Genomic DNA, 24,426 nt, shown 5'->3' on the forward strand with positions numbered 1-24,426 from the left:
ACTCAAAACAAATGCTCTATTTTGCTATTTTTTTTCTTTTTTTGCGTTCTTTTCTTTAAAAACTTTATTAATATGAATTTATTATATACATTGGCGCTGACTTCCGTGTATATCTTCAACTCGCAGGGACAATACCTCTCGGTGGGCAAAGATGGCAAGCCGGTGCTTTCAAACAGACGGGTTGCGATGGAGGTAACCGACGCTACAGAGACTCCATCAAAAGACGCCGGTCGCAAAAACTTTAACGGCACAGACATCAAGTGGATATTGAAGTCGTCTGCCGACGGCACTTACACATTGGGCTATCAGGATAGCGACGCCTACGCTACAGCCTTTGTCTACACACTTGATGGCACAATCGCCACTTCGTACGAAGAGCCAGCTGCGACTTTTAAGTCTGCACAGTGGAAGGTTTCTAAGCAGCAGGTAGTGTATCTTGACGAAACAAAAGAATACGATTTGCCTAAATTCACTGGCGAATATGTTGATGTAGAGCTGAAGCGTGAACTTTATGCTAAAGAATGGAATTCTATCTGTCTGCCATTCAACGTATCTGCCGATCAGGTTGTTGCTGCATGGGGTGCAGATACAAAAGTCTTGGAATTTACAAGCACCACAGGTAACAACTTGAATCTTACTGAGCGTGCAGACATCAAGGCTGGCACACCATACTTCATACAGCCTGGACATGTGAGCAATGACAACACATACACTTTCACCAATATCGAAACTGCTACATGGGATCGTAGTGGAAAAGTTCATTCGGTAACAATAGAGCCAATTAAACTTACTGGTTTCTATTCTCCGTCAAAGCTTCCTGCAAGATGCTATGTGTTTGGTGATGAAAACAAACTTTATCACCTGCCAGGTGCTATGCCAGCTGATGGTTTCCGTTGCTACTTCCAGGACTTGAGCGGTTCTGACCCTCAGCTCACTTGGGGCATCGACGACAACACAACGGGCATCGACGGCACTTTCGTAAAGCCTGAGGCTCCTAAGGTTGGAAACATATACAACGTCAACGGTCAGCTCGTGCGCCGCAACTCTACTGCTGTAGGTCTGGCTCCGGGCGTATATATCATGAACGGCATTAAACTCATAGTTAAATAAAAATATACGACCCTATGAAGACATATATAAAACATCATTTTGCTGCGATAATAACGCTGCTCGTACTCGCTGCGACACAGGCGTTCGCAGCGGAGACAAGCCTTCTGAGCGATTATACGCCTAACGGCGAGTCGTTCCAATATTATGTGAATACTATTGACTTCCAAAAGCAGACCTTCAAGGCTGTGCTCGACCTCAGCTCTTGCCAAAGCAACACAACAAACGAGAACGTGCTCTCTATCGGCAATGATTTGCAGGATGCAAATGGATGGGGAGGCTCTGGCATCTACGTAATCCACATCTTCTACACTAAGAGCAGCAAGACTCTGCAGGTGAACTGCTTCAACGGTGGTATAAAAAGTGACGGATCTGGATTATTAAGTCACCGTGAAGACTACACCGGCATCTCGGGCGAAACTACTATCGAGCTGAACTCGAATGGTCTGTATCTTAACAGCAAAAAGATTTGCGATGCATCAAATATCAGCAATCTTCTTAACTTGTCATCGTTCTACTATGGTAGCAAACAAGGCAACACACGCTCATGGGCTACATACAAGTCTGTAAGTCTTGTGACGGAAGAAACCACGGGTGGCGGCACCGTAACAGAAACAAAGTTCGTTACTCCTACCATTGGTAGCAACTACTACATTTGCCTTGGAAGTGATGCTACAAAGTGTCTGAGCGTTGAAAGCCAAACACAAAACGCAAGCATAAATGTTAGTACACTTGTCAAAGGAACCACTACTCAGACATGGAATGTATTAAACAGCAAGAGCTCTGACTATCCATACCACTTCAAGAGCCTCGGATCTATCTTTGCTATAGACATGGCGGGAGCTAATAGTACAGCTCCGCTTATCTGGGATAGTGAATACAATTATAATAATGGAAAAGAGTCTAACGCCAACCAAGAATGGAAATTGGAAAGTGCTGGCAACAACACATATTATCTATCTTGTAATGTAAAAATAAAAGATTATTTGATATATGCTGAATACAAAGTTTATTACTTGGCAGTAAACAGCGCTGGCACGGGTCTTACTAAGACAACTTCTAAAACGGAAGCTACAGCCTTTGGCTTCGTCAAATCCGACGCCACTTCTGGCGGTGGCACCACTTCAGGTGGCGGCACCACTTCAGGTGGCGGCACTGGTGGCAACACTACCTCTCCTAACCATGGTTCGTTCAGCGTTAGCTGGATAAGCAACCAGAGCAAGGTGAGCGACTATAAGGAGGATGCACACGCTACATTCATCCCTTACGCTTCTGTAGAGCAGATGAAGGCGGACACTAAGCACTACGCAGAGCCGTGGCAGCAGCCCGACGAAACAAAGGCTGAATATATCAACCTCAACGGAACTTGGAAGTTCAAGTATGTTCCTGGTACATCATCTTGGAATTCAGCATCTCCTGGTGAAAGCGAATTCCAAGCAAAGGACTATGACGACAGCGGTTGGGGCACCATCCGCGTGCCGCTCTCTTGGGAAATGGCTAACTACGGCAAACCGGTATATACCAACGTAGGTTATCCGTTCAAAAACAATCCACCAAACGCCAACGCAGGCATGACACAGTATGGTGTAACTGACGACAACGCAACAGGCTTCTATCGCCACACCATCACTATTCCTGAGACATGGAAGGACAAGCGTGTGTTTGTACACTTCGACGGCGTATACAGCGCAGCCGTGGTATGGGTGAACGGCAAGTACGTAGGCTACTCGCAAGACTCTAATACCGACGCCGAGTTCGACATCACCGGCTTCGTAACTACTGGCGACAACCAGCTCTCGGTACGTGTATATCGCTGGTGCGACGGTTCGTATCTCGAAGGTCAGGATATGTGGCACCTCTCTGGCATCCACCGCGACGTATATCTCGTGGCTACTCCGAAGGTGTTCGTGTCTGACCACTATATCACATCTGAGCTCAACGACAATGCAACAAGCGGCAGCATGTCTGTAAAGCTGACTGTAGACAACCGCAACAACACTTCGGCAACAAAGACTCTGCAGGTAACGCTGCTCGACCGTGACGGCAAGCAGATTGCTACCGGAAAAGAGACTTACAGCGGAACATCAACAACAGAAAAGACCGTTACACTCAACAGCCTCAGCAGTCTGCACCCGTGGAGCGCAGAAGATCCGTATCTCTACACCGTCGTTGTAAGTCAAAAGAACGAGAACGGAGCAGAGGAGATGGCGTTCTCTACAAAGTACGGTTTCCGCAAAATCACAAAGAGCGGCAACCTCATCTACATCAACGGCAAGCGTGTCTACTTCAAGGGCGTGAACACTCAGGACACTCACCCGGAGTATGGTCGTGCTATCGACATGGAGACCATGATGAAGGACCTCACAATGATGAAGCAGGCTAACGTGAACACAGTGCGCACATCGCACTATCCGCGCCAGCCAAAGATGTACGCCATGATGGACGCTCTCGGCTTCTACGTAATGGACGAGGCTAACGTAGAGTGCCACGGCAACCAGGGTTTGTCAAATAACAGCAGCTGGATAACAGCTATGGACGACCGCACAAAGCGCATGGTGCTGCGCGACCGCAACCACCCGAGTGTTATCTTCTGGTCGTTGGGCAACGAGTGCGGTGGCGGTAGCAACTTCTCTACAACATACAATACGTGCAAAAGTCTCGACTCACGCCTCGTTCACTACGAGGGAGCAGGAAGCGGAGCTAATTACTCCGACCTCGGTTCTAACATGTATCCAAAGGTTTCGTCAGTACGAGAAAACAGAAGCGGACTAAACGGCAAGCCTTACTTCATCTGCGAGTATGCTCACGCAATGGGTCAGGCTATTGGAAACCTGAAGGAATTTTGGGATATAATTGAAGACAGCAACGGCATCATCGGTGGTTGTATCTGGGACTGGGTAGACCAGTCGGTTTACGACCCAGCAAAGCTTGTTAACGGTGAGAAGAAGAGCGCTAACGGCTTCAACTATTGGGTTTCTGGTTACGACTACAACTCAACAAGCGGTATAAACTATGGCTTCCAGGGCAACTTCCTCAACAACGGTATCGTCACACCAGACCGCACATGGACTGGCAAGCTCTCTGAGGTAAAGAAGGTGTACCAGTATGTGAAGTTCAGCGACTTCAACACTTCTGCAAAGTCTGTAAACATCGCGAACAAGTATGCGTTTATGCCTATCTCGCAGGACAACTTCGAAATCGGCTATCGCGTGATGAAGGACGGATTTTTGGTGGAGAACGGCAAGCTCGAAAGCTTCACAACTATCGACGCAGGTTCTTCTGCTACCGTAACTCTGCCTATAGCAACTAAGGTTGAGGGCAACGCTGAGTATCTCGTAAACATAGAGCTGCGCATAAAGAAACCAACAAATGGCGCTGCCGACTGGACATCATGGGCAGAGGAAGGCTACAGCATTGCTGACGAACAATTCTCACTCTCAAACGCCACAATCGGTCTGCCAGAACTGCCAAGCTACACTTCTGCAGGTGGCTCGTTGAGCGTAAGCGGCAATACTGTTTCTGGTACCGACAACAACGGTAAGGAGTATTCAATCAGCTTCAGCAATGGCAAGATGACGTCATGGACATACGAAGGCAAAAAACTTATCGCTGCAAGTCCTGACTTCAACAGCTATCGCGATGTCGACAACGACCGCAGCTTCAAACCTTCGTTCAGTAATTCGTCAAACATCAGCGTAACAAGCCCACTTAGAAAGAGCGGTAACAACGCTACAATGTCCGTCAAGGGTTCCGCTACTGGATGCAGCTACACCACCAACTATACATTCTATCCAGACGGCACAGTGGACATGGAGGTGACATTCTCGCCAAGCCAATCGCTCGCCCGCATCGGCTTAGGTATGCAGTTCGCTTCAGGCTTCGAGAACGTAGAGTTCTATGCCCGCGGTCCACGTTCTAACTACAGCGACCGCAAGACGGGTTCTTATCTCGGACGCTTTACCACGACGGTAGACGACATGGTTGATGAGATGATTCACCCACAGACATTCGGCGACCACGAGGACTTACGTGAGCTGATTCTCACTAACAAGACCGCAGGCGTACAGCTCGGCGTAAAGGTGGGCGGACGCGCATCGTTCTCGCTTTCTCACTACGACGAGACTAAGTGGTGTGACCGAGATGACACTATGTGGAGTTCAAAGCTCCACTGGTACGATCTGACACGCAACGACAAGGTTTACGCTCACTTCGACTATATGCAGCGCGGTTTGGGCAACAACTCTTGCACTGGCGAAGATTGTCTGTCACAATATCAGTGTCCGTCATGGGGCAGCTACACCTACACACTGCGCTTCAAGCCACAGTCGGCAGTGAGCGTTAATGTGGTGGCAGAGTAAGTCTCCTAAAACATATTTATATAAAAAGACTCTCCCGATAGGTAGCAGGCAAAAGCCTGAGCCTATCGGGAGAGTCTTTTTAAGTTTATATAACACTAATTCTGCGCCTCGTTTATCAGAAAACATGTATTTTCGCAGCGTTAACTTTTAAGCTACTAAAGAATGAAAACGACCGACTATCAACCTTTACTGGAACACATAAGAGAAGAGATTGAGATATACGCTAAAGAGGGCAAGCAGGCTGACTATATCCCGGCACTGGCGAATGTAGACCCTGACCAGTTCGGACTGTGCCTGCACATGCTCGACGGCAGGACATACAGCATCGGGGCTTCGGACGTGAAGTTCTCGATACAGAGCATCGCAAAGGTATTCTCGCTTGCCATCGCTCTGAGCATCTTGGGCAAGGATCTGTGGACGCGTATCGGAAAGGAGCCGTCGGGATCGGCGTTCAACTCGCTTGTGCAACTGGAGTACGAGCATGGCAAGCCGCGCAACCCGTTCATCAACGCCGGCGCATTGGTGACAGCCGACGTTATTCTCTCGCATCTGGAGAACCCGAAGGAGTTCTTCCTGCGCTTCGTGCGCACCATCGCCGGCAACGAGGACATCAATTTCTCGGAGGAGGTGGCGCAGTCGGAGCTGAGCTGCAGCTATCTGAACGCTTCCATCGCCTATCTGCTGAAGCATCACGGCAATCTGCATAACGACGTGAACGATGTGCTGCAGTTCTACAGCACTATCTGCTCGCTGGAGATGAGCTGCGAGGACCTCTCGCATGCGTTCATGGCGTTCGCTCGCAGCAACGAACCTTTCTCGCATGCCGGCGTAAACCTGACTGTTTCAAGAGTGAAGCGCATCAACGCCATCATGCAGACGTGCGGCTTCTACGACGAGGCGGGCGACTTCGCCTTCCTCGTGGGGCTGCCTGGCAAGAGTGGCGTGGGCGGCGGCATCGTGGCGCTCTATCCGTCGCGCTACTCGATAGCGGTGTGGAGTCCGAGACTCAACGCGAAGGGCAATTCTATCATGGGTATGAAGGCTCTGGAACTGTTCACGTCAGAAACGGAGGAATCAATATTCTGATGAAACAAACCGAAAATCGAAAGATTTTGACTAACTTTGCCAATCGGCAAAACGTGTATTAAAAGAGATAATGACAGAGAAGATTTATTATAAATTCATACAATTCGCCCTGGGCACGTACGATGGAAAGGAGTTTCTGGACGGGTCGGCGCTGAACGGTTTCGACTGGCAACGCTTCTACGCCTTCGCCAAGAAACAAACGCTGGTAGGAATCATCATGGAGGGCATATCGCGACTGCCGAAGGCGGTAGCACCCAAGCAGGGACTGCTTATGAACTGGTTCATGATGAGCCAGAATATAAGCCGCCAAAACATGATGTTGAACGCTGCTACGGCGGAGATATATAATAAGGTGAAGGCGGCGGGCTACGACTGCTGCATTCTGAAGGGTCAGGCGAACGCGGCTATGTACGCCAACCCTGCGGCGCGCACACCGGGCGATGTGGACATGTGGGTGGACGCATCGCGTGAGGAGATAAGACAACTGGCGCAAACGCTGGCTAAGGAGAACGGACGGATTGACGAGGAGAGCTACAACCACATTGCGCTCACGACGAACGACATATCGGTGGAGCTGCACTATACGCCGGGCTTCATGGCTAACTTCACGTACAACCGCCGCTTGCAGCAGTGGTTCCGCGAGAGCATCGACGCACAGTGCCGCAATATGATAGCACTGCCCGACGAGGCGGGCGAGGTGGCTGCGCCTACTGCCGACTTCAACGCTGTCTACCAACTCTACCATCTCTATCACCATTACTTCTACGAGGGTGTGGGACTGAGACAAGTGGTGGACTATTACTATGTAATTTTGAATTTTGAATTAGGAGTTTTGAATTGTCGCTTACGCGATGAGGAGTTGAAGAATTGTGAATTGGAAACTCAAAACTCAAAATTGAATAATTCAAAATCGGCAAAGCCGACAATTCAAAATTCAAAACTCAAAACTCAAAACTCTCTGACTCGTCTCGGCTTATGGCACTTCGCCGGCGCAATGATGTACGTGCTGCACGAGGTGCTGGGCTTGCCAGAGGAGAAGATGATTGCGCCGATGGACAAGAAACGCGGAGAGATGCTGCTCAACGACATCCTATGCGGCGGCAACTTCGGACATCACAACGAACGCCATGCCTGGGGCCGCGACACCTACGACGGCAACGGCTTCAAGCATGGCGCTCTTGGACATAATCTGCTGCGACTCCACCGCGACCTGCGACTGCTAAGATACTATCCGTCGGAGGCGCTGAGCGAGCCGGTATTCAGACTGTGGCATTATTACTGGCGCTGGAAGATACACCAATTATAATGGAAGATGGCTGGAAGATAACCCACTTTTTAGAGTTATCTTCCAGCCTTTATTGCTCTCACCACCAACCCATTACACCATTCCTGGAAGATATGGCAGATTTTTTCACGTACTGGTTTATATATTAGACTCCTAAGGTCTAAACCTTAAAATAATCCTGCAACTCGACAACAGCCTCTGCATCGTGGTTGTCGAGGTCTTTTATTATCACGCCGTGCTCAAGCAGCGCGATGCGTGTAGATATCTCCGTGGTGTGCTGCAGGTTGTGGCTCGACACAATAACCGTGGCACCCGTCTCCTTGTTGTATTCAACAAGAATCTTCTTCAGCATGTTCTGGCTGCGCGGGTCGAGGAAGTTGAACGGTTCGTCGAGAATAACCAGTTCGGGACGGTTGAGAAGCGCCGCGATGATGCCCACCTTATGACGATTGCCCGCAGAGAAGTCGCGTATGTACTTCTTCTGGTTGAGTATCTCGCCGCCCATCAACGGCTCGAAGTAGACAAGGCGTTCCGCAATCTGCTCCTTCGTCATGCCCGACACACGACCGATGAAGTCGAAATACTCCTCCGCCGTGAGGAAGTCGATGAGGAAACCATCGTCGATGTACGCACCGGTATACGCTTTCCAGTCCTCGCTCAGCGCAGGATTGATTGGAGAGCCCCCTCCAACTCCCCCGTCGGGGGAGAGCTTGAGGCTGCTTGGAACAAGTTCAACGTTATCCGCAGACGGATGCATAGTAACAACACCCTCGTCCGCCTTCAGAAGGTCGAGCATGAGGCGAAAGAGCGTAGTCTTGCCGGCACCGTTGTTGCCCACAAGACCAAGAATATCACCGTTGTTGATGGTGAAACTTTTAATGTCCACGGCAGTGTTCGTGCCGAAGTGTTTCTCAAGATTACTGAGTTCTATTTTCATAAACTTCTAATTATTTACATTCTAACTCTTGCTTTAAGAACTTCGCCGTGTAGCTATCTTTGCATTCAGCTACTTCCTCCGGCGTTCCCTTTGCGAGCAAGCGTCCGCCACCGCGTCCACCTTCAGGTCCCATGTCGATGATGTAGTCGGCGAGCTTTATCACGTCGAGGTTATGCTCGATGATAATCACCGTGTTGCCACGGTCTACCAGTTTCTCTATCACCTCCATCAGAATCTTTATGTCCTCGAAGTGCAGACCCGTTGTCGGTTCGTCGAGAATATAGAGCGTCTTGCCGGTGTCGCGCTTGCTGAGTTCGGTAGACAGCTTCACACGCTGACACTCGCCGCCCGAGAGTGTCGTCGAAGGCTGACCCAGCTTGATGTAACCCAAGCCCACCTCCTTCACGGTTTTTAATTTCTGCAGAATGTTAGGCACATTCTCGAAGAACTCTACAGCCTGATTGAACGTCATATCGAGTACGTCGGCGATGCTCTTTCCCTTGTAGCGCACCTCAAGCGTCTCACGATTGTAGCGCTTGCCGTGACACTCCTCGCACGGCACGAGCACATCCGGCAGGAAGTTCATCTCGATAGTGCGATAGCCGCCGCCCTTGCATGTCTCGCAGCGTCCGCCCTTCACGTTGAACGAGAAGCGTCCCGGCTTGTAGCCGCGTATCTTCGCCTCGGGAAGGTTCACGAACATGGCGCGTATGTCGTTGAACACGCCGGTATATGTAGCCGGATTGGAACGCGGCGTGCGACCAATCGGCGACTGGTCTACATTCACCACCTTGTCTATATTATCTATGCCCTCGATACTGTCGTAGGGCATCGGCTTCTTCAGCGAGCGGTAGAAGTGCTGTGAGAGAATAGGCTGCAACGTCTCATTGATAAGCGTCGACTTGCCCGATCCGCTCACGCCCGTCACCACGATGAGCTTGCCCAACGGAAACTCTACGTCTACATTCTTCAGGTTGTTGCCCTTCGCACCGCGTATCACGATGCTTTTGCCGTTGCCCTCGCGTCGCTTGGCAGGTATCTCTATCTTACGCACTCCGTTAAGGTAGTCGGCGGTGATGGTGTGCTCCTTCAGCATCTGAGCGGGCGTTCCCTGAAACACCACCTCGCCACCACGAATGCCCGCCTTCGGACCGATGTCAACGATATAATCGGCATTGAGCATCATGTCGCGGTCGTGTTCTACCACAACCACGGTGTTGCCCATGTCGCGCAGCTCCTTCAGCGAGTGGATAAGACGGTCGTTGTCGCGCTGATGCAGACCGATGCTCGGCTCGTCGAGGATGTAGAGCACGTTGACGAGCTGCGAACCGATCTGAGTGGCAAGGCGAATGCGCTGGCTCTCGCCGCCGGACAGCGTTGCCGACTGGCGCGATAGCGACAGATAGTCGAGACCTACGTCGAGCAGGAAGTTGATACGTGTCTTTATCTCCTTCAATATCTCCGTAGCGATAGTCTTCTGACGAGAGTCGAGGTGGGCTTCTGCCTCGTCTATCCACTGCTTGAGCTGCTGAATGTCCATCGCAGACAGCTCCGCAATGTTCTTGTCCCAGATGCGATACGACAGCGCTTCGCGGTTAAGGCGTGCGCCGTGACACTCAGGACACTCAGCCATAGCGAGGAACTGGTCAGCCCATTTCTGTCCAGCCTGCGAGTCGTCGTTCTCCATGACGGTGCGCAGATACTTTATGACGCCGTCGAACGTGCAGAAGTAGTCGCTCGATGTGCGCACCACGTCCTTGCTGATGCGTATCGTTTCGAGCGAACCGTACAACACCTCGTTGAGCGTGTCCTCAGGTATCTCGCTCACCGGCGTCTTCAGCGTACATTCAGCCGCTTCGAGAATGGCACCAATCTGCCAGAATATCATCTGGTTCTTATACTTGCCCAGCGGCACAATGGCGCCCTCGTATATAGACAGCGAGTCGTCGGGTATGACCTTCTTCATGTCAATCTCGTTGACATAGCCCAAGCCCTTGCACTTGCTGCAGGCGCCTTCGGGCGAGTTGAACGAGAACATATTGGGTGCAGGGTCGCGGTAAGAGATGCCCGACGTAGGGCACATCAGTCGCTTGGAGAAGTTCTTTGCCACGCCCGTGTCCTTGTCGAGAATCATAATCTGTCCGTCGCCCTCGCGCATTGCCGTAGCGACAGTCTTGCGCAGGCGGTCGTCGAATCCGTCGCGCATCTGCATCTTGTCTATCACCACCTCAATGTTATGGTTCTTGTAGCGGTCGGTCTTCATGCCGCTTCTTATCTCCGTAATCTCGCCGTCGATGCGCACGTAGAGATAGCCCTTGCGACGAAGCGTCTCGAAGAGTTCGCGGTAGTGACCCTTGCGCTGCCTTACGAGTGCCGCGAGTATGTATATGCGCTTGCCGGCATAGTCGGAGTTGATCATCTCGATGATGCGCTCCTCGGTATACTTCACCATCTTCTCGCCCGTAACGTAGCTGTAAGCGGTTCCGGCGCGAGCATAGAGCAGACGCAGATAGTCGTATATCTCGGTCGTTGTGCCCACGGTAGAGCGTGGGTTCTTGTTTGTTGTCTTCTGTTCGATGGATATAACCGGACTCAGACCGGTTATGTTGTCGACATCGGGGCGCTCCATTCCGCCAAGGAAGTTGCGTGCGTATGCCGAGAACGTGTCGATGTATCGGCGCTGACCTTCGGCGTATATCGTGTCGAAGGCAAGCGACGACTTGCCCGATCCGCTCAGTCCGGTGATTACCGTGAGCGAGTCGCGTGGTATCTCCACGTCAATGTTCTTCAGGTTGTGGACGCGTGCGCCCCAAACGTTTATCTTTTCTCCCATAACTCTATTCCGTAGAATTCACCCCATTGCTTTCGGTATAGCCACGCAGCAGGTTCACATCCTTCTTGATGTTATACTTTCTTCCGTCGGCTCCCTTCGCCTTCACGAGCACGAAGTAGACACCCTGCTTCACATCCTTGCCGTTGAACTTGCCGTCCCATCCGCCCGCAGGGTCGTGCCATTCGTATATCTTCTGTCCCCATCGGTTGAAGATGTAGGCGTCAAACTCCACGATGCTCTGGTAGTTGTTCTTGGCGCGGTAGATGTCGTTGATGCCGTCGCCGTTCGGCGAGAAGGCGTTGGGCATCTCGAGCTTGCTCTCCGATATCTGTATGGTTATCGGCTGCGCGTCCTGCCAGTAGTCCTTGGTGTAGGCTACGGTGTCGGTGCCGTTGATGAAGGTGGCGTAGAGCACGATGCGGTGCGAACCTGCCTCGGTGAAGGTGTACTCGGTCTCTTCCTCGTAGCGCACAAGATAGGGCTGCGTCGCGCCCTCCTTGGTGAAACGCCACTCGTAGTGGGGCGTGTACATACCTACGTTTTCGGCATTGGCGTGAAACACCACGGTGAGCGGTGCCGATCCGGAATAGCTCGTGCCGGTCTCTTCGCCTTCGTCGGTTGTGAACGTAGCTTGCGGGTCGATTGTCGGCACCTCGTCGGCGTAAGCCTGCAGCGTGGTGCAGAGAACCAACAATAAAAGTGTTCTGATGTATCTCATTGTCTACTCGTTTACTTATCGTCTTGTTTACTTGTCTACTCGTTTACTTGTAATGCAAAGTTAGTTATTATCTCGCACACAGCAAAACGCTGCTACCTATTTATAACGTTATTTATGAACAAAGATTTTTGCAAACAATATATTTTGTGTACTTTTGCAATGTTAATTTTAATAGAATGATAGAAATGAGACGTAGCATTAGAATTCTTTTCTTGTTTTGCGCCATGCTGCTGGCATCGTCGGTGGTGGCGCAGACGCCGAAGTGGCAGGACTTGTATAAGGTAAAGAAGAAAGACACGATATATGGCATCGCCCAGAAGTTCGGCATCACCATCGACGAGCTGATGCAGGCAAACCCCGACATGCAGAAGAACGACTATGTGCTGAAGAAGGGCGAGCAGTTGCTCATTCCGTTCCCGAAGCAGGTGCAGACCACTGCTGCAACTGCGGCGCCGAAGTCTTCTGCAACACAGCAGCGTGCGGCTAACACGGTGAACGTGGGCGTGATGCTGCCGCTGCACAACGTGGACGGCGACGGACAGCGCATGATAGAATACTACCGTGGCGTGCTCATGGCGTGCGACAGTCTGCGCAGTCAGGGCATCAACACCAACGTCTTCGCTTGGAACCTGCATAAGGATGCCAGCGTGGCGCAGGTGCTTGCCGACGCCAACGCCAAGAACTGCGACCTTATCTTCGGTCCGCTCTACACCAAGCAGGTGAAACCGATAGGCGACTTCTGCCGCAAGAACGGCATACGTCTCGTCATCCCGTTCTCTATCAACGGTGGAGACGTGGAGACCAACGACCATATCTTCCAGGTTTATCAGAGTCGTGTGCTCACTGCCGAACTGTCTGTGAACGCGTTCATGGACCGCTTCAAGGATGCGCATCCGGTGTTTGTCGACTGCAACGACACGACAAGCGACAAGGGTGTGTTCACAGCCGCCCTGCGCCGCCGTCTTGAGGCTGAAGGCATTGCGTACAACATAACCAACCTGAAGTCGTCGGAGCCGATGTTCGCCAAGGCGTTCAGCGCAAAGAAGCGCAACGTGGTGATTCTGAACACGGGTCGTTCGCCGCAGCTTAACTCTACGCTTGCGAAGCTGAACACGCTGCGTGCTTCTTACCCGAACATACAGATTGCGATGTACGGCTACAACGAATGGCTGATGTACAAGCGCGTATACCAGGACTACTATTTCAAGTACGAGGCATACATCCCGACGGCATACGTCTACAACGAGTCGGCGTCGGCTACAGCAAGTCTGGAGCGCCACTATCGCCAGTGGTTCAAGTCGGATATGCGTTTGGCTCTGCCGCGCTTCGCCCTCACGGGCTACGACCAGGCGCAGTTCTTCATCCGCGGCATAAACAAGTACGGCAAGCAGTTTAACGGCACTCCGCAGCAGAACACGTACAAGCCGCTGCAGACTCCGCTGAAGTTCAAGCGCGTGACGAACGGCGGCATGCAGAACAACTGCTTCGTGCTGCTCCACTACAAGCCGACACGCACGATAGAAACAATTACGTATTAAAGCCCCTCCCAACCCTCCCCGTCGGGGAGGGCTTGGCTGCTCTTCTTCAGCTTAGAAAGGCTTAAAGAGGCTTAGAAATAGAAAGACTTAGAAAGGCTTAGAAACAGAAAGGCTTAGAGAGGCTTAGACAGGCTTAAAGAGGCTTAGAAACAGAATGGCTTAGAAAGGCTTAAAGAGAAAAAGAACAAATGATAAAGACAATAAGAAAAGCACTCCTCGCTCTGCTGCTGACGGCAGCCGTGTGCGCAAAGGCGCAGGTGGGCGACTACCGCAACGACCTTGCGCTCGGCTTCAACGGCGGCTTCGTGATGAGCAGCGTGAGCTTCGTGCCGAAGGTGACGCAGACGCAGCACCCGGGCTTCACCGCCGGACTCTCGTTCAAGTACACCTGCGAGAAATACTTCAAGACCTACTGCTCTGTGTATGCCGAGCTGAACTATGCGCGCATCGGTTGGAAGGAGAGCATTCTCGACGTCAACGACAAGCCCGTGATTAATCCTACTACGGGCGTGGCTGAGGCGTATCAGCGCGACATCAACTACATACAGTTGCCGGTGTTCGCTCACCTGGCGTGGGGAAAGGAACGCAAGGGTTTGCAGTTCTTCTTCCAGGCTGGTCCGCAGTTCGGCTATATGATAAACGAGTCGACAAAGACCAACTTCACCATCGCCAACCGTAACACCACAGACCGCGCCAACCAGACTTGCGCGCAGGACACAATGGCTGTAGAGAACAAGTTCGACTACGGCATAGCGGCGGGCTTGGGCGTTGAGTGGCGCATACCGCATGCGGGCAGTCTGCTACTCGAGGGTCGCTACTACTACGGCTTGGGCAACATCTACGGCGACTCGAAGCGCGACTACTTCGCACGTTCTAACCACTCGAACATCGTGGTGAAGCTCGCATGGCTGTTTGATATACGTTAGAGGTAGCACTTGTCTCAAGACATTCTTCAGGGGGTGCACTTGTCTCAAAGCATTCTTCAGGGGGTGCACTTGTCTCAAGTGCACCAACCAAATAGAATGCACCGATAAAACGTTGGTGCACTTGAGACAAGTGCACCCCCTGAAGTTACTTCTTTAACTTCAATCCGGTCCACAAACACCACACAACCGCTATTCCGAAGAAGAATATGAAGATGTATGTTGCGGTGTTGTGCATGTATATTCTGCAGGTGTGCACTTCGAGCGCCACGTTCCACAGCGACATGGGCAGGCGGCGCAGACTTTCGGGCTGCACAATCTTCGTGGTTCCATCATAGTAATCAGTCACAACCTCTGTGACTGATTTTTTTGTATCCGTACCATTCGTACCTTTCTGCTCGGCGGCGTTGACACGGAAGTCGGCGCTGTAGCCGCTTATCGCCTTCTTGCCGAGCGGCGGACCCGGTTTCTTCGGCACCGGTCTGCCCGTGAAATAGTCGGTAGCCATACCCGTGCGGCGGTTCCAGACGCACATTCCGCCGAACGAACCGCAGAGCCACGTGCCGTCCTCGCGCTGCTGCCACACGTTCAGCCCCATCACATTCTGCGGCGGAGCGTCCATGATGCGCGTCGGACGCGGCTTACTGATGTCGCTGCCCAACGAGAAATATCCCTCGGAGGCGGACAGCAGCCAGTCGCCTACCCTACTGTCGTAGCGCACGAGGCGCAGTTTGTCGTGCCACGGGTTGTTACTTTTCAGCGTTGTGAACGGCAGCGTCGGCACCTTCGTCAGGGCGAGCGCCACCATCACCGGCGGGCGCAGACACCAGCCCGTAGCACATATTAATATTGTGGCGACAATAGTCTTGCGCCCCACGAGGTTATGCCAGCGCAGCGTGTGCTTCATTGTGCTGCCCTTGCTCTGCCAGCGGCGTTTCGTCTTGCGCAGACAGAAGAAGGCGAAGCCCGTAACGATAAGCACGATGAGCACCACGGCAACAGCATCGACGACGAGCCGACCAACGGTGCCGAACAGTTCGCCGCTGTGCAGCAGCCACACCGTGCGGAACGCCGTAGTGCGGTCTTTATAGTCGGGCGGCGCAGGCAGGTCGATGCGGCGAAACTGCGTGTAGGGCGCCACGGCGATGTAGGCATGCGAACGGCTCAGCACTACGAGCGTGTCGCCGTGGGCAGCGATGTCAGTAAGCAGTTCGTCGGAGTCGGCTAAGGGCAGCGCTTCGGTGTGCCACTTGCCGTGCGCTCCGAAACGGTAGAGCGCCAACTGCGATACGGCAAAGAGCTGTTTTGTCGAGTTGCCGACGCTCACCACGTTGCGTATCTGACGGTAGTCGGCACCCGTTGGCAGTCCTTCGTTGAAGTCGGCTATGTGCGCAGCGGTCGAATCGGTGAGGAACACGCCCGACGCACCATATATTAATATGTGTGAGTCGACAGGCAGCGTGCCGCGCAGCAGTCCGCCGTTCCATTGGCTGTACTCGTAGCGCTGGGGCAGCAGCGTGCGCGGCACGTTGATGTCGCTGATAAGCTGGCGGTGGTTGAGCAGGATGCCCGAGACGCAGAACATCAGCAGGAAGAAGCTGAGCACAAGTCCCAGCCATTTGTGGTGTTGTATGAGTTTTCGTTTGTTCATATTGTTTTGTCTTTATAATGTGATGTGCAGGGGGTGCAGTTAGGGGGTGCAGTTAGGGGGTGCAGTTGTCTCAACTGCACCAATTAATATAATTGTGCATTCTACATTGTTAGTGCAGTTGAGACAACTGCACCCCCTAAGCAAGTGTTCCAATGTTTTAGTCTGCAAAGTTAAGAAGAAAGTCTTGTTTGTGCAATCCCTATTTGTTATGATTCTTCAACTTTTCTCACCGTTCGCGTCCGCCGTCCGATCAGATTCCGTTCGCCGTCCGATCAGATTCCGTCCGCCGCCCGATCGGATTCCGTCCGCCGTCCGATCAGATTCCGTTCGCCGCCCAATCGGATTCCGTCCGCCGTCCGATCGGATTCCGTTCGCCGCCCGACGCACAACGACGGCTACATATCGTCCGAAAGCCTTCCATATAGCCCCATGAAAGCCTCCACAACTGAATAATTGCCATATTTTGTTACGAAAATGTTACATACATTTGGTTGATAGAATTATTCTTCTTAAATTTGTAAATTGTGAAACCAATGCTATGAAATAATAACTTAATCAATAAAAACTCAATTATTTATGTTTGAAAATCAACCAAAAGGTCTGTGGGCATTAGCCTTGGCAAACACTGGTGAGCGCTTCGGCTATTACACCATGCTTGCTGTGTTCTTACTCTATTTGCAGGCTAACTTCGGTTTCCAAACCGGATTGGCAAGTACTATCTATTCAACCTTCCTGATGATGGTTTACTTCCTCCCCATCATCGGCGGTATCGCAGCCGACAAGTTTGGCTTTGGACGTATGGTTACCACCGGTATCTTCATCATGTTCATCGGCTATCTCGTGCTCTCGCTGCCTCTTGGCAAGGACACCGTTGCCATCGCTGCAATGGGCGCTTCGCTCATCCTCATCGCTCTCGGAACCGGTCTGTTCAAGGGCAACCTGCAGGTTATGGTAGGCCGTCTGTACGACGAGCCGAAGTATTCGCAGAACCGCGACTCGGGCTTCTCGCTCTTCTACATGGCTATCAACATCGGCGCCATGTTCGCTCCTACCGCTGCCATCAAGATTATGAAGTGGGCGCAGGATACTATGCACGTATCTGTGGAAGACTCTTACCACTTCGCGTTCGCCGTGGCTTGCGTATCGCTCATCGTTAGTATCGCCATCTACTATATCTTCAGCTTCACATACAAGCACGTGCTGGCTTCTGAGACAAAGAAGAATGATGACAAGACTCCGGCTAAGGAGGTGAACGAGCTTTCGCCGGCTGAGACAAAGGAGCGCATCGTGTGCCTCTGCCTCGTGTTCGCCGTGGTTATCTTCTTCTGGATGGCGTTCCACCAGAACGGCAACACGCTGACACTCTTCGCCCGCGACTTCACGCAGAAGACTTCTGAGGGTCTGCAGTCGATGGCGTTCGACGTGACGAACCTCGTGGCTTGCATCTTCGTGGTATACGGCAGCTTCGGTCTCGCTCAGAGCAAGACCGGCAAGGGCAAGGGCATCTCGTTCGGCGTAATCGTTGCAGCCATCGCGTTCCTCTTCTACAAGTACAACAACCTTGAGGGCGCTGTAGCGGTAGAGGCTCCTATCTTCCAGCAGTTCAACCCGTGCTACGTTGTAGCGCTGACACCGGTGAGCGTGGCTCTCTTCTCTTGGCTCAACAAGATCGGCAAGGAGCCGACATCGCCCGAGAAGATCGGTCTGGGTATGCTCGTTGCAGCTCTCGGCTTCGTATGGATGGCTGTAGGCTCTATGGGTCTTGAGTTGCCACTCACACAGGGCGACCCGGCTACTGAAGGCACACGCGTAAGCGCAAACCTCCTCATCTCTACATACCTCATCCTCACCTTCGCAGAGCTTCTGCTCTCGCCGATCGGCATCTCGTTCGTAACTAAGGTGGCTCCTCCGAAGTATGCAGGTCTTATGATGGGTCTCTGGTTCGGCGCTACAGCTATCGGCAACCAGCTCGTTATGGTGCCGGGCATCATGTGGGGCAAGAACTTCAACCTCGTTACTATCTGGGGTGTTCTCGCTGGCATCTGCCTCGTCTCTGCCCTCTTCATCTTCTCTATTATCAAGAAGCTGAACAAGGTTAGCTAATATCAGGGGGTGCAGTTGTCTCCGCTCGGCTTTGCCGCTTGCCAGAGCAAGAACTGCACCAATTGATATAATTGTGCATTCTACCTTGTTGCAATTGATATAATTGTGCATTCTACCTTGTTGGTGCAGTTGAGACAACTGCACCCCCTGAAAAAATCGCCCACAAGCTTGATTGAGCTTGTGGGCGATTTTCTGTATTTATACCTTATATTATAAAGCGCTGTGCCTTCCCGGCGTAGCCAGCGTAATCACTTCGCAATCTTTCATTGTTGCGCCGTCGATGGTGAGTCGGACGAGGGTGCGTTCGGTCTGCCAGCCTTGCAGTCCGGCGGCTCCGGGGTTGATATGCAGCAGTCCGAGCAGCGGGTCGTTCTTTATCTTCAGTATGTGCGAGTGTCCGCTGATGAAGAGTTTCGGCGGGCGCTCCATAATCTGCCGGCGTATACTCGGGTCGTACTTGCCAGGATAGCCGCCGATGTGCTTCATCAGCACCTCCAGCTCCTCGCACTTGAAGCGCAACACCTCGGGGTACATAAGGCGCAGATCACCGCCGTCGCAGTTGCCGCAGACGGCACGCAGCGGGCGAAACTCTGCCAAGCGCTCCGCAAGCACCGTAGAGCAGATGTCGCCGCAATGCCATATCTCGTCGCACGGCTCGAAATACTTCAGATAGCGGTCGTCCCAGTAAGAGTGGGTGTCGCTGATTATACCTATCTTCTTCATCGTTTCATTCTCCTTCTTATGAATTCGGCAATGAACTCCTTCGTGCCTTCGGCTCCGAGGCGCGACGCATTGACGCAGAGGTCGTAGCTGGCGCTGGCGCCCCATGTCTTGCCCGAGTAGTAGTTGTAGTATGACGAACGCGTGCTCTCCTTGTCCTCTATCAGCTTGCGCGCCTCCTCAGCCGAGCAGTTGCGACGCTTGCAGATGTTGCTGATGCGGTCGTCGAGGTCGGCGGTGATAAACACCGTCACCATGTTCGGGTTGTCGCGCAGCACATAGTCGGCGCAGCGGCCCACGAACACGCACGACGACTCTTCGGCTGCCTTGCGTATGGCGTCGCTCTGTATGCGGAACAGATTCTCCTGCGAGAGTCCGTTGTCGTAGAACGACGAGTCGGAGATGAACGGCACGTGCATGTGGAATATCTGGTCGAGGAAGCCTTTGCGCTCGTCGTTCTTCTCGAAGAACTCGGGGCTGAAGCCGCTCTCCTTGGCTGCAAGGCTGAGCACCTCGCGGTCGTAGAACTTGCAGCCGAACTCGTCGGCGAGCATCTTCGCTATCGTTCTGCCGCCGCTGCCAAGCTGGCGACCGACGCTGATTATCAGTTTATCGTTGTTCATATCTTTATGTCTTTAGTTGATGAATGTGGCTTTAGGTTAAATGGTACACTCGTCGGGCTGCGCCGTCTTGAACTTCTTTATGTACTTCGTGAGCAGCACTATTGCCACAACGAACGAGATGACGTCGCTGATAGGCTGCGCGAGCCACACGCCGTCGGTCTGGTAGAAGTTGGGCAGAACGAGCAGCGCCGGCAGGAAGAACAGAAGCTGGCGTGAGAGCGAGAGCAGCATGCTTATCTTCGCCTTGCCAATGCTCTGGAAGAAGCCCGTACTCGCCATCTGTGCGCCTACCAATGGGAAGGTGATCATGGTGAGGGTGATGGCGCGCTCGGAGATGCTGATGAGCGTCTGGTCGGAAGTGAACAGACGTGCGCACTCATAGGGCATCGACTGGGCTATTATCCAGCCCACGGTGGTGATGAGCACGGCGCCGGTCATGGTGCACTTCAGCACGCGCAGCAGACGGTCGTAGTTGCGTGCGCCGTAGTTGTAGCCCGCAATAGGGAACATGCCTTGGTTCATGCCCATGTTTATCATGATGAAGATGAACGATATCTTGTTAGTGATGCCGAACGCTCCTACAGCGAGGTCGCCGCCGTGGAAGGTGAGCGCCTTGTTGATGAAGATGATGACGATGCACGAGCAGGCGTTCATGGCGAACGGCGATATGCCTATGGCTATGATGTTCTTGATGATGTGCGACACGGGGCGGTAGATGCCGCGCTTGAAGTGGACGATGCACTGCGGATTGCTGAATATCCTAAGCTGCCAGCAGAGCACCGTGGCTTGCGCAATGATTGTGGCAAGGGCGGCTCCGCCTATACCCATGTGCAGCGGCCAGATGAATATCGGCGAGAGGATGGCGTTGAGCACCACCGTCATTATCGACGCCATCATAGCAGAGCGTGGCTTGGACGCCGCACGCAGTATGGCGTTCAGTCCGAAGAACATGTGAGAGATGGCGTTGCCGGCGAGTGTGATGACCATATACTCGCGTGCGTAGGGCAACGTGGCGTCGCTGGCGCCGAAGAAGCGCAATATAGGGTTGAGGAAGAGGAGCGATATGATGCTGAACGCAACGCCGATGATGACGTTAAGCGTGAACGCATTGCCGAACACACGCTCGGCTGTGGTGTAATCTTTCTGTCCCAGCTTCACCGATATGCACGTAGAGGCACCTACGCCCACACCGGCTCCGAACGCCGCCGCGAGGTTCTGCAGGGGGAATGTAACGGCAAGGCCGCTGATGGCGAGTGCACCGCAGCCTTGTCCGATGAATATACTGTCTGTCATGTTGTAGAGCGACGCTGCCGTCATGGCAGCGATGGCGGGCAGAGCGTACTGCATCAGCAGCTTGCCCACGGGCTTTGTGCCCAGCTCAAGAGTAGCCTGTTTGCTGTTATCCATAAAAACCTATTGTGATGTGAGGGGTGTTTCTGTTTGTTCACTACTCTTTTCTTACTCTCCGTAAATCTCCTTCAGCTTAGCCTCAAGCTGTTCGCCTCTGAGGTCGGCTGCGATGATCTTGCCCGTAGGGTCGACGAGGTAGCTCGCAGGGATGGCGCGTATGCCGTATACCTGACCTGCCTTGCTCTGCCAGCCCTTAAGGTCGGAGAGGTGAACCCAGTCGAGCTGCATGTCGGCGATTGCCTTCTTCCAGTTCTCGAGCTTGTTGTCGAACGAAAGGCCAACGACGTTGAAGCCCTTCGACTTGTACTTCTCGTAGGCTGCCTTCACGTGCGGCATCTCAGCACGGCACGGACCGCACCATGAAGCCCAGAAGTCGATGAGCACGTAGTTGCCCTTGCCGCAATACTCTGAGAGTTTGTGCGGTTTGCCGTTCACATCGTTCTCGGTGAGGTCGGTGAAGGGCTTGCCGATGATGGCTGCCTTCTTGGCAAGCATGGCGAGATACTGGCGTGCGGGGGCAAGCGCTGGGTGCTTGGTGTAGGCGTACTTGTCGTTGAGTATCTCCTTCAGTTCGGGATACTCTACGTAGTACATCACGTTGCCGACGAACGCTACGGGGATGAGGTTGTCCTTGTTCTCCTTGATAATCTCGAGGCAACGGAGCGATGCGCGCTCAGAGATGTCGTTCAGCTTCGGACCAAGCTCGTCGGCGAGCTTCTGCAACTCGGCTTCGCTCATGCCGCTCTGCTGTGCCTTCGTAAACTGGGCGTAGAGCGCCTGAGCCTCGCTGCTGATGGCGTCTATCTCGCGGTCGTAGGCGTTGAGCTTCGTGTTCTGCTCAGAACCGGTGAGCAGCTTCTTAGCAAGGTCGGCTACGAGTGGTGTGCCGTCGTTGATGAAGGCGCAGTAGTCTTGCTTGGTGATGGTGAGTCCGAGCAGAGCGTCCTTCTCGGCGTTGCCCTTCAGCGCAAACTTGCCGTCTTTCACGGTGGCGCTGTCTATGGGCGCCGGGCGACTGCCGTTAACGTCCATTACATATACTTTACTGACACCTTCGGGGCATGTGCCCTTGATGCTGTACTCTGTACTGGGGGTTGACTGTGCGCAGGCTGTCAGGGTGATGACAGCGAATGCGAGTGTTGACAGGATTGATCTCATGTGTGTATTAATTATTATGCGTTTTTATTATTATATAATTGTTGCAAATGTACTTATTTTATGTTGTAACGACAAATATTTTACTCTGCATTTTTTCTTTCTTCGCCGATGTGTTGTCCTACGACAATACCTTTTTACTCTTTTACTTTTTTACTTTTAAAAGCTCCCTGCCACGTGTCGAGTTCTTTCATTCTGTTCACGAGGCGGTTAGTGAACTCGTGGTTCTTTATCCCCCACTTCGGCGCTATAAGCATGTCGGCTGGCGACTGGCTCACGAAGCGCTCCACGATGATGTCGCTGCGCAGACGCTCGAGGTAGGCTATGCAGGTGTCGATATACTCGTCGGGCGTGAAGAGTTTGAAAGGCTGCTGCGTGTATTCGTCGGCAAGTTGCGTGCCGCGGATAATCTGCAACTGGTGTATCTTCAGTATGTCGAGCTTCAGATCAGACACTATCGAGGCTTGGCGTATGTTCTCCTCACGGTCCTCGCCGGGCAGTCCGAGGATGATATGTCCGCCGGTGAGTATGCCGCGGTCGTGCGTCAGTTCAATGGCTCTACGACTGCACTCGAAGTCGTGCCCGCGGTTGATGTGGCGCAGCGTGTCGTCGTTCACCGACTCTATGCCGTACTCCACGATGAGGAACGTGCGGCGATTCAGCTCCTCCAGATAGTCGAGCAACTCAGGGCTTATGCAGTCGGGACGGGTGCCAATCACCAGTCCAACCACGTCCTCAACAGCCAATGCCTCCTCGTAGCGGCGCTTCAGCACGTCGAGAGGTGCGTAGGTGTTGCTGTACGCCTGAAAATAGGCAAGGTATTTCATGTCGGGATACTTGCGACGGAAGAACGCCTTCCCCTCCTCCATTTGCTGCGCAATCGACTTCGACGGCTGGCAATACGACGGATTGAACGTGCGGTTGTCGCAGAAGATGCAACCGCCGTGCGATATCGTGCCGTCTCTGTTCGGGCAGGAGAAGCCGGCGTCCACCGAGATCTTCTGCACACGGAACGGAAAACGCTGACGTATCCACTGTCCGTAGTCGTTGTATGGTTTGTCTTTATATTGATTTGTCATTGTGGTTTATCGAATTATTGCAAGTTTCTTGTGCTTTTAATTGGCATGGTGTAGTTTTACCCCACCAATTCTATGCAAAGTTACTCGAAATTACTTACATCACGATTATTTTTGTGTAATTGTTTTGCATTATTCACACATTTTTTGTACTTTTACAACCTCTAATTCTCTGTTTGCACCATGACTGTTTCAGTCAGTCTTTCACATTATTAAATAAAAAACTAGACCTGTCTAAACTTCCAACCTCTGAGTTTTGACATCAAACACTGATTATTATGAGAACGAAACACGATGTAAAATGGTTAGTCCATTACAATGAACTCCGTATTTATCTTGAGGAGCACCACCAGCTCCCCGACAAGAAACGTACAGAAAACCGCGCATTGCTCAACTGGTGGAAATATAACAAAAAGCTATTCAAGGCAGGACAGCTCACCGAAGAACGCCTAAAACTGCTGCATCAACTGAACGAACTGCGCCACAAGAAGATTCTCGAAATATAATTTTCAAGGCTTTCCGCATCGCTTTTTAGCCTTTCCTGCATCGCTTTTTAGCTTTTCAGAATTGTTTTTTAGCCTTTTTGCATCATTTTCGAAAAATAATCGCAAAAACATTTGGAGGTTTCAATAAAAAGTCATACCTTTGCACTCGCAATTCAGAAATACTTCTATTGTTAATCTGATTGAGATGGTTAATATCGCGGAGTGGAGCAGTTGGTAGCTCGCCAGGCTCATAACCTGGAGGTCGCATGTTCGAGTCCTGCCTCCGCAACTACAAGTGGTCGAAATTCCTTTATACAAAGGGACTTCGACCATAATTCGTTTATGGGCGTTGCGGAGACTCGGACGGTAGCTCGGACGCTGATTGTTTAATAGCATTGGTTGCCATCTGGCGAACAAT

The 24,426-nt window shown here is 52.2% G+C and carries 17 protein-coding genes and 1 tRNA gene; 9 read left to right on the top strand and 9 right to left on the bottom strand.

The features are described from left to right. Positions 1–72: 72 nt before the first annotated feature. The 4 genes from KTQ90_RS07490 (at position 73) to KTQ90_RS07505 (ending at position 7,857) form a co-directional block, all read left to right on the top strand. Entirely contained in the window at positions 73–1,110 is a 1,038-nt protein-coding gene (locus tag KTQ90_RS07490) for a hypothetical protein (RefSeq protein ID WP_217317849.1), read from the top strand. 14 nt (positions 1,111–1,124) lie between these two features. Next, positions 1,125–5,465, top strand: coding sequence for a glycoside hydrolase family 2 TIM barrel-domain containing protein (locus KTQ90_RS07495; RefSeq protein ID WP_254359552.1), 4,341 nt, complete (start codon positions 1,125–1,127; stop codon positions 5,463–5,465). Between the two features lie 162 nt (positions 5,466–5,627). Then, positions 5,628–6,551 (top strand): glutaminase, encoded by a 924-nt coding sequence (locus tag KTQ90_RS07500; protein WP_217317851.1) that lies wholly within the window; start codon positions 5,628–5,630, stop codon positions 6,549–6,551. 70 nt (positions 6,552–6,621) lie between these two features. Beyond that, positions 6,622–7,857 carry a nucleotidyltransferase family protein gene (locus tag KTQ90_RS07505; protein ID WP_217317852.1) on the top strand — a complete coding sequence of 412 codons (1,236 nt, stop codon included), beginning with the start codon at positions 6,622–6,624 and terminating at the stop codon, positions 7,855–7,857. 139 nt (positions 7,858–7,996) lie between these two features. On the opposite strand, the gene KTQ90_RS07510 is transcribed toward KTQ90_RS07505, so the two are convergent. From KTQ90_RS07510 to KTQ90_RS07520, 3 genes are read right to left on the bottom strand one after another with little or no spacing between them, the layout of a single operon-like run. Beyond that, positions 7,997–8,773 carry an ABC transporter ATP-binding protein gene (locus tag KTQ90_RS07510; protein WP_217317854.1) on the bottom strand — a complete coding sequence of 259 codons (777 nt, stop codon included), beginning with the start codon at positions 8,771–8,773 and terminating at the stop codon, positions 7,997–7,999. A 10-nt stretch (positions 8,774–8,783) separates the two neighbouring features. Further along, positions 8,784–11,606: an excinuclease ABC subunit UvrA gene (uvrA, locus tag KTQ90_RS07515; protein ID WP_217317856.1), complete on the bottom strand. Its 2,823-nt coding sequence runs from the start codon at positions 11,604–11,606 to the stop codon at positions 8,784–8,786. A gap of 4 nt (positions 11,607–11,610) precedes the next feature. Then, positions 11,611–12,324 carry a T9SS type B sorting domain-containing protein gene (locus KTQ90_RS07520; protein ID WP_217317858.1) on the bottom strand — a complete coding sequence of 238 codons (714 nt, stop codon included), beginning with the start codon at positions 12,322–12,324 and terminating at the stop codon, positions 11,611–11,613. 185 nt (positions 12,325–12,509) lie between these two features. Between KTQ90_RS07520 and KTQ90_RS07525 the strand changes: the two genes are divergently transcribed. Both KTQ90_RS07525 and KTQ90_RS07530 read left to right on the top strand, forming a co-directional pair. Next, positions 12,510–13,862, top strand: coding sequence for an amino acid ABC transporter substrate-binding protein (locus KTQ90_RS07525; protein WP_217317859.1), 1,353 nt, complete (start codon positions 12,510–12,512; stop codon positions 13,860–13,862). Between the two features lie 188 nt (positions 13,863–14,050). After that, the gene (locus KTQ90_RS07530; protein WP_217317861.1) at positions 14,051–14,788 is read left to right on the top strand and encodes a porin family protein; all 738 of its coding nucleotides are present in this window, start codon (positions 14,051–14,053) and stop codon (positions 14,786–14,788) included. A gap of 145 nt (positions 14,789–14,933) precedes the next feature. Here KTQ90_RS07530 and KTQ90_RS07535 read toward each other — a convergent pair whose 3' ends face one another. Further along, positions 14,934–16,436 carry a PepSY domain-containing protein gene (locus KTQ90_RS07535; RefSeq protein ID WP_217317862.1) on the bottom strand — a complete coding sequence of 501 codons (1,503 nt, stop codon included), beginning with the start codon at positions 16,434–16,436 and terminating at the stop codon, positions 14,934–14,936. A gap of 576 nt (positions 16,437–17,012) precedes the next feature. Here KTQ90_RS07535 and KTQ90_RS07540 point away from each other — a divergent pair. Beyond that, a complete protein-coding gene (locus KTQ90_RS07540) occupies positions 17,013–18,539 on the top strand; it encodes a peptide MFS transporter (protein ID WP_022158758.1) in 1,527 nt (508 codons plus the stop codon). A gap of 210 nt (positions 18,540–18,749) precedes the next feature. On the opposite strand, the gene KTQ90_RS07545 is transcribed toward KTQ90_RS07540, so the two are convergent. From KTQ90_RS07545 to mnmL, 5 genes are all read right to left on the bottom strand, one after another. Further along, positions 18,750–19,262: a metallophosphoesterase family protein gene (locus KTQ90_RS07545; protein WP_217317864.1), complete on the bottom strand. Its 513-nt coding sequence runs from the start codon at positions 19,260–19,262 to the stop codon at positions 18,750–18,752. Next, complete coding sequence (locus tag KTQ90_RS07550; RefSeq protein WP_217317865.1) at positions 19,259–19,882, bottom strand: cytidylate kinase-like family protein; 624 nt, start codon at positions 19,880–19,882, stop codon at positions 19,259–19,261. Before KTQ90_RS07550 ends, KTQ90_RS07545 begins: the two co-directional genes overlap by 4 nt. Positions 19,883–19,918: 36 nt before the next feature. Then, positions 19,919–21,289 (bottom strand): MATE family efflux transporter, encoded by a 1,371-nt coding sequence (locus tag KTQ90_RS07555; protein WP_217317867.1) that lies wholly within the window; start codon positions 21,287–21,289, stop codon positions 19,919–19,921. 51 nt (positions 21,290–21,340) lie between these two features. Next, positions 21,341–22,450, bottom strand: coding sequence for a TlpA disulfide reductase family protein (locus KTQ90_RS07560; protein ID WP_217317869.1), 1,110 nt, complete (start codon positions 22,448–22,450; stop codon positions 21,341–21,343). A gap of 134 nt (positions 22,451–22,584) precedes the next feature. Next, a complete protein-coding gene (gene mnmL, locus KTQ90_RS07565; protein WP_217317870.1) occupies positions 22,585–23,526 on the bottom strand; it encodes a tRNA modification radical SAM protein MnmL/YtqA in 942 nt (313 codons plus the stop codon). Between the two features lie 275 nt (positions 23,527–23,801). Between mnmL and KTQ90_RS07570 the strand changes: the two genes are divergently transcribed. Then, positions 23,802–24,029: a helicase associated domain-containing protein gene (locus KTQ90_RS07570; RefSeq protein ID WP_217317872.1), complete on the top strand. Its 228-nt coding sequence runs from the start codon at positions 23,802–23,804 to the stop codon at positions 24,027–24,029. A gap of 195 nt (positions 24,030–24,224) precedes the next feature. Next, positions 24,225–24,297, top strand: a tRNA-Met gene (locus tag KTQ90_RS07575). Positions 24,298–24,426 lie beyond the last annotated feature (129 nt).

Source organism: Leyella stercorea (assembly GCF_019052365.1).
Lineage (GTDB): Bacteria > Bacteroidota > Bacteroidia > Bacteroidales > Bacteroidaceae > Prevotella.

Bases quoted from the DNA above. Each gene is read 5' to 3' on its own strand.
- KTQ90_RS07520 (WP_217317858.1), bottom strand. From the start codon at position 12,324: ATGAGATACATCAGAACACTTTTATTGTTGGTTCTCTGCACCACGCTG.
- KTQ90_RS07540 (WP_022158758.1), top strand. From the start codon at position 17,013: ATGTTTGAAAATCAACCAAAAGGTCTGTGGGCATTAGCCTTGGCAAAC.
- KTQ90_RS07570 (WP_217317872.1), top strand. From the start codon at position 23,802: ATGAGAACGAAACACGATGTAAAATGGTTAGTCCATTACAATGAACTC.
- KTQ90_RS07555 (WP_217317867.1), bottom strand. From the start codon at position 21,289: ATGGATAACAGCAAACAGGCTACTCTTGAGCTGGGCACAAAGCCCGTG.
- KTQ90_RS07490 (WP_217317849.1), top strand. From the start codon at position 73: ATGAATTTATTATATACATTGGCGCTGACTTCCGTGTATATCTTCAAC.
- uvrA (WP_217317856.1), bottom strand. From the start codon at position 11,606: ATGGGAGAAAAGATAAACGTTTGGGGCGCACGCGTCCACAACCTGAAG.
- mnmL (WP_217317870.1), bottom strand. From the start codon at position 23,526: ATGACAAATCAATATAAAGACAAACCATACAACGACTACGGACAGTGG.
- KTQ90_RS07530 (WP_217317861.1), top strand. From the start codon at position 14,051: ATGATAAAGACAATAAGAAAAGCACTCCTCGCTCTGCTGCTGACGGCA.
- KTQ90_RS07505 (WP_217317852.1), top strand. From the start codon at position 6,622: ATGACAGAGAAGATTTATTATAAATTCATACAATTCGCCCTGGGCACG.
- KTQ90_RS07545 (WP_217317864.1), bottom strand. From the start codon at position 19,262: ATGAAGAAGATAGGTATAATCAGCGACACCCACTCTTACTGGGACGAC.
- KTQ90_RS07550 (WP_217317865.1), bottom strand. From the start codon at position 19,882: ATGAACAACGATAAACTGATAATCAGCGTCGGTCGCCAGCTTGGCAGC.
- KTQ90_RS07525 (WP_217317859.1), top strand. From the start codon at position 12,510: ATGAGACGTAGCATTAGAATTCTTTTCTTGTTTTGCGCCATGCTGCTG.
- KTQ90_RS07560 (WP_217317869.1), bottom strand. From the start codon at position 22,450: ATGAGATCAATCCTGTCAACACTCGCATTCGCTGTCATCACCCTGACA.
- KTQ90_RS07495 (WP_254359552.1), top strand. From the start codon at position 1,125: ATGAAGACATATATAAAACATCATTTTGCTGCGATAATAACGCTGCTC.
- KTQ90_RS07535 (WP_217317862.1), bottom strand. From the start codon at position 16,436: ATGAACAAACGAAAACTCATACAACACCACAAATGGCTGGGACTTGTG.
- KTQ90_RS07500 (WP_217317851.1), top strand. From the start codon at position 5,628: ATGAAAACGACCGACTATCAACCTTTACTGGAACACATAAGAGAAGAG.
- KTQ90_RS07510 (WP_217317854.1), bottom strand. From the start codon at position 8,773: ATGAAAATAGAACTCAGTAATCTTGAGAAACACTTCGGCACGAACACT.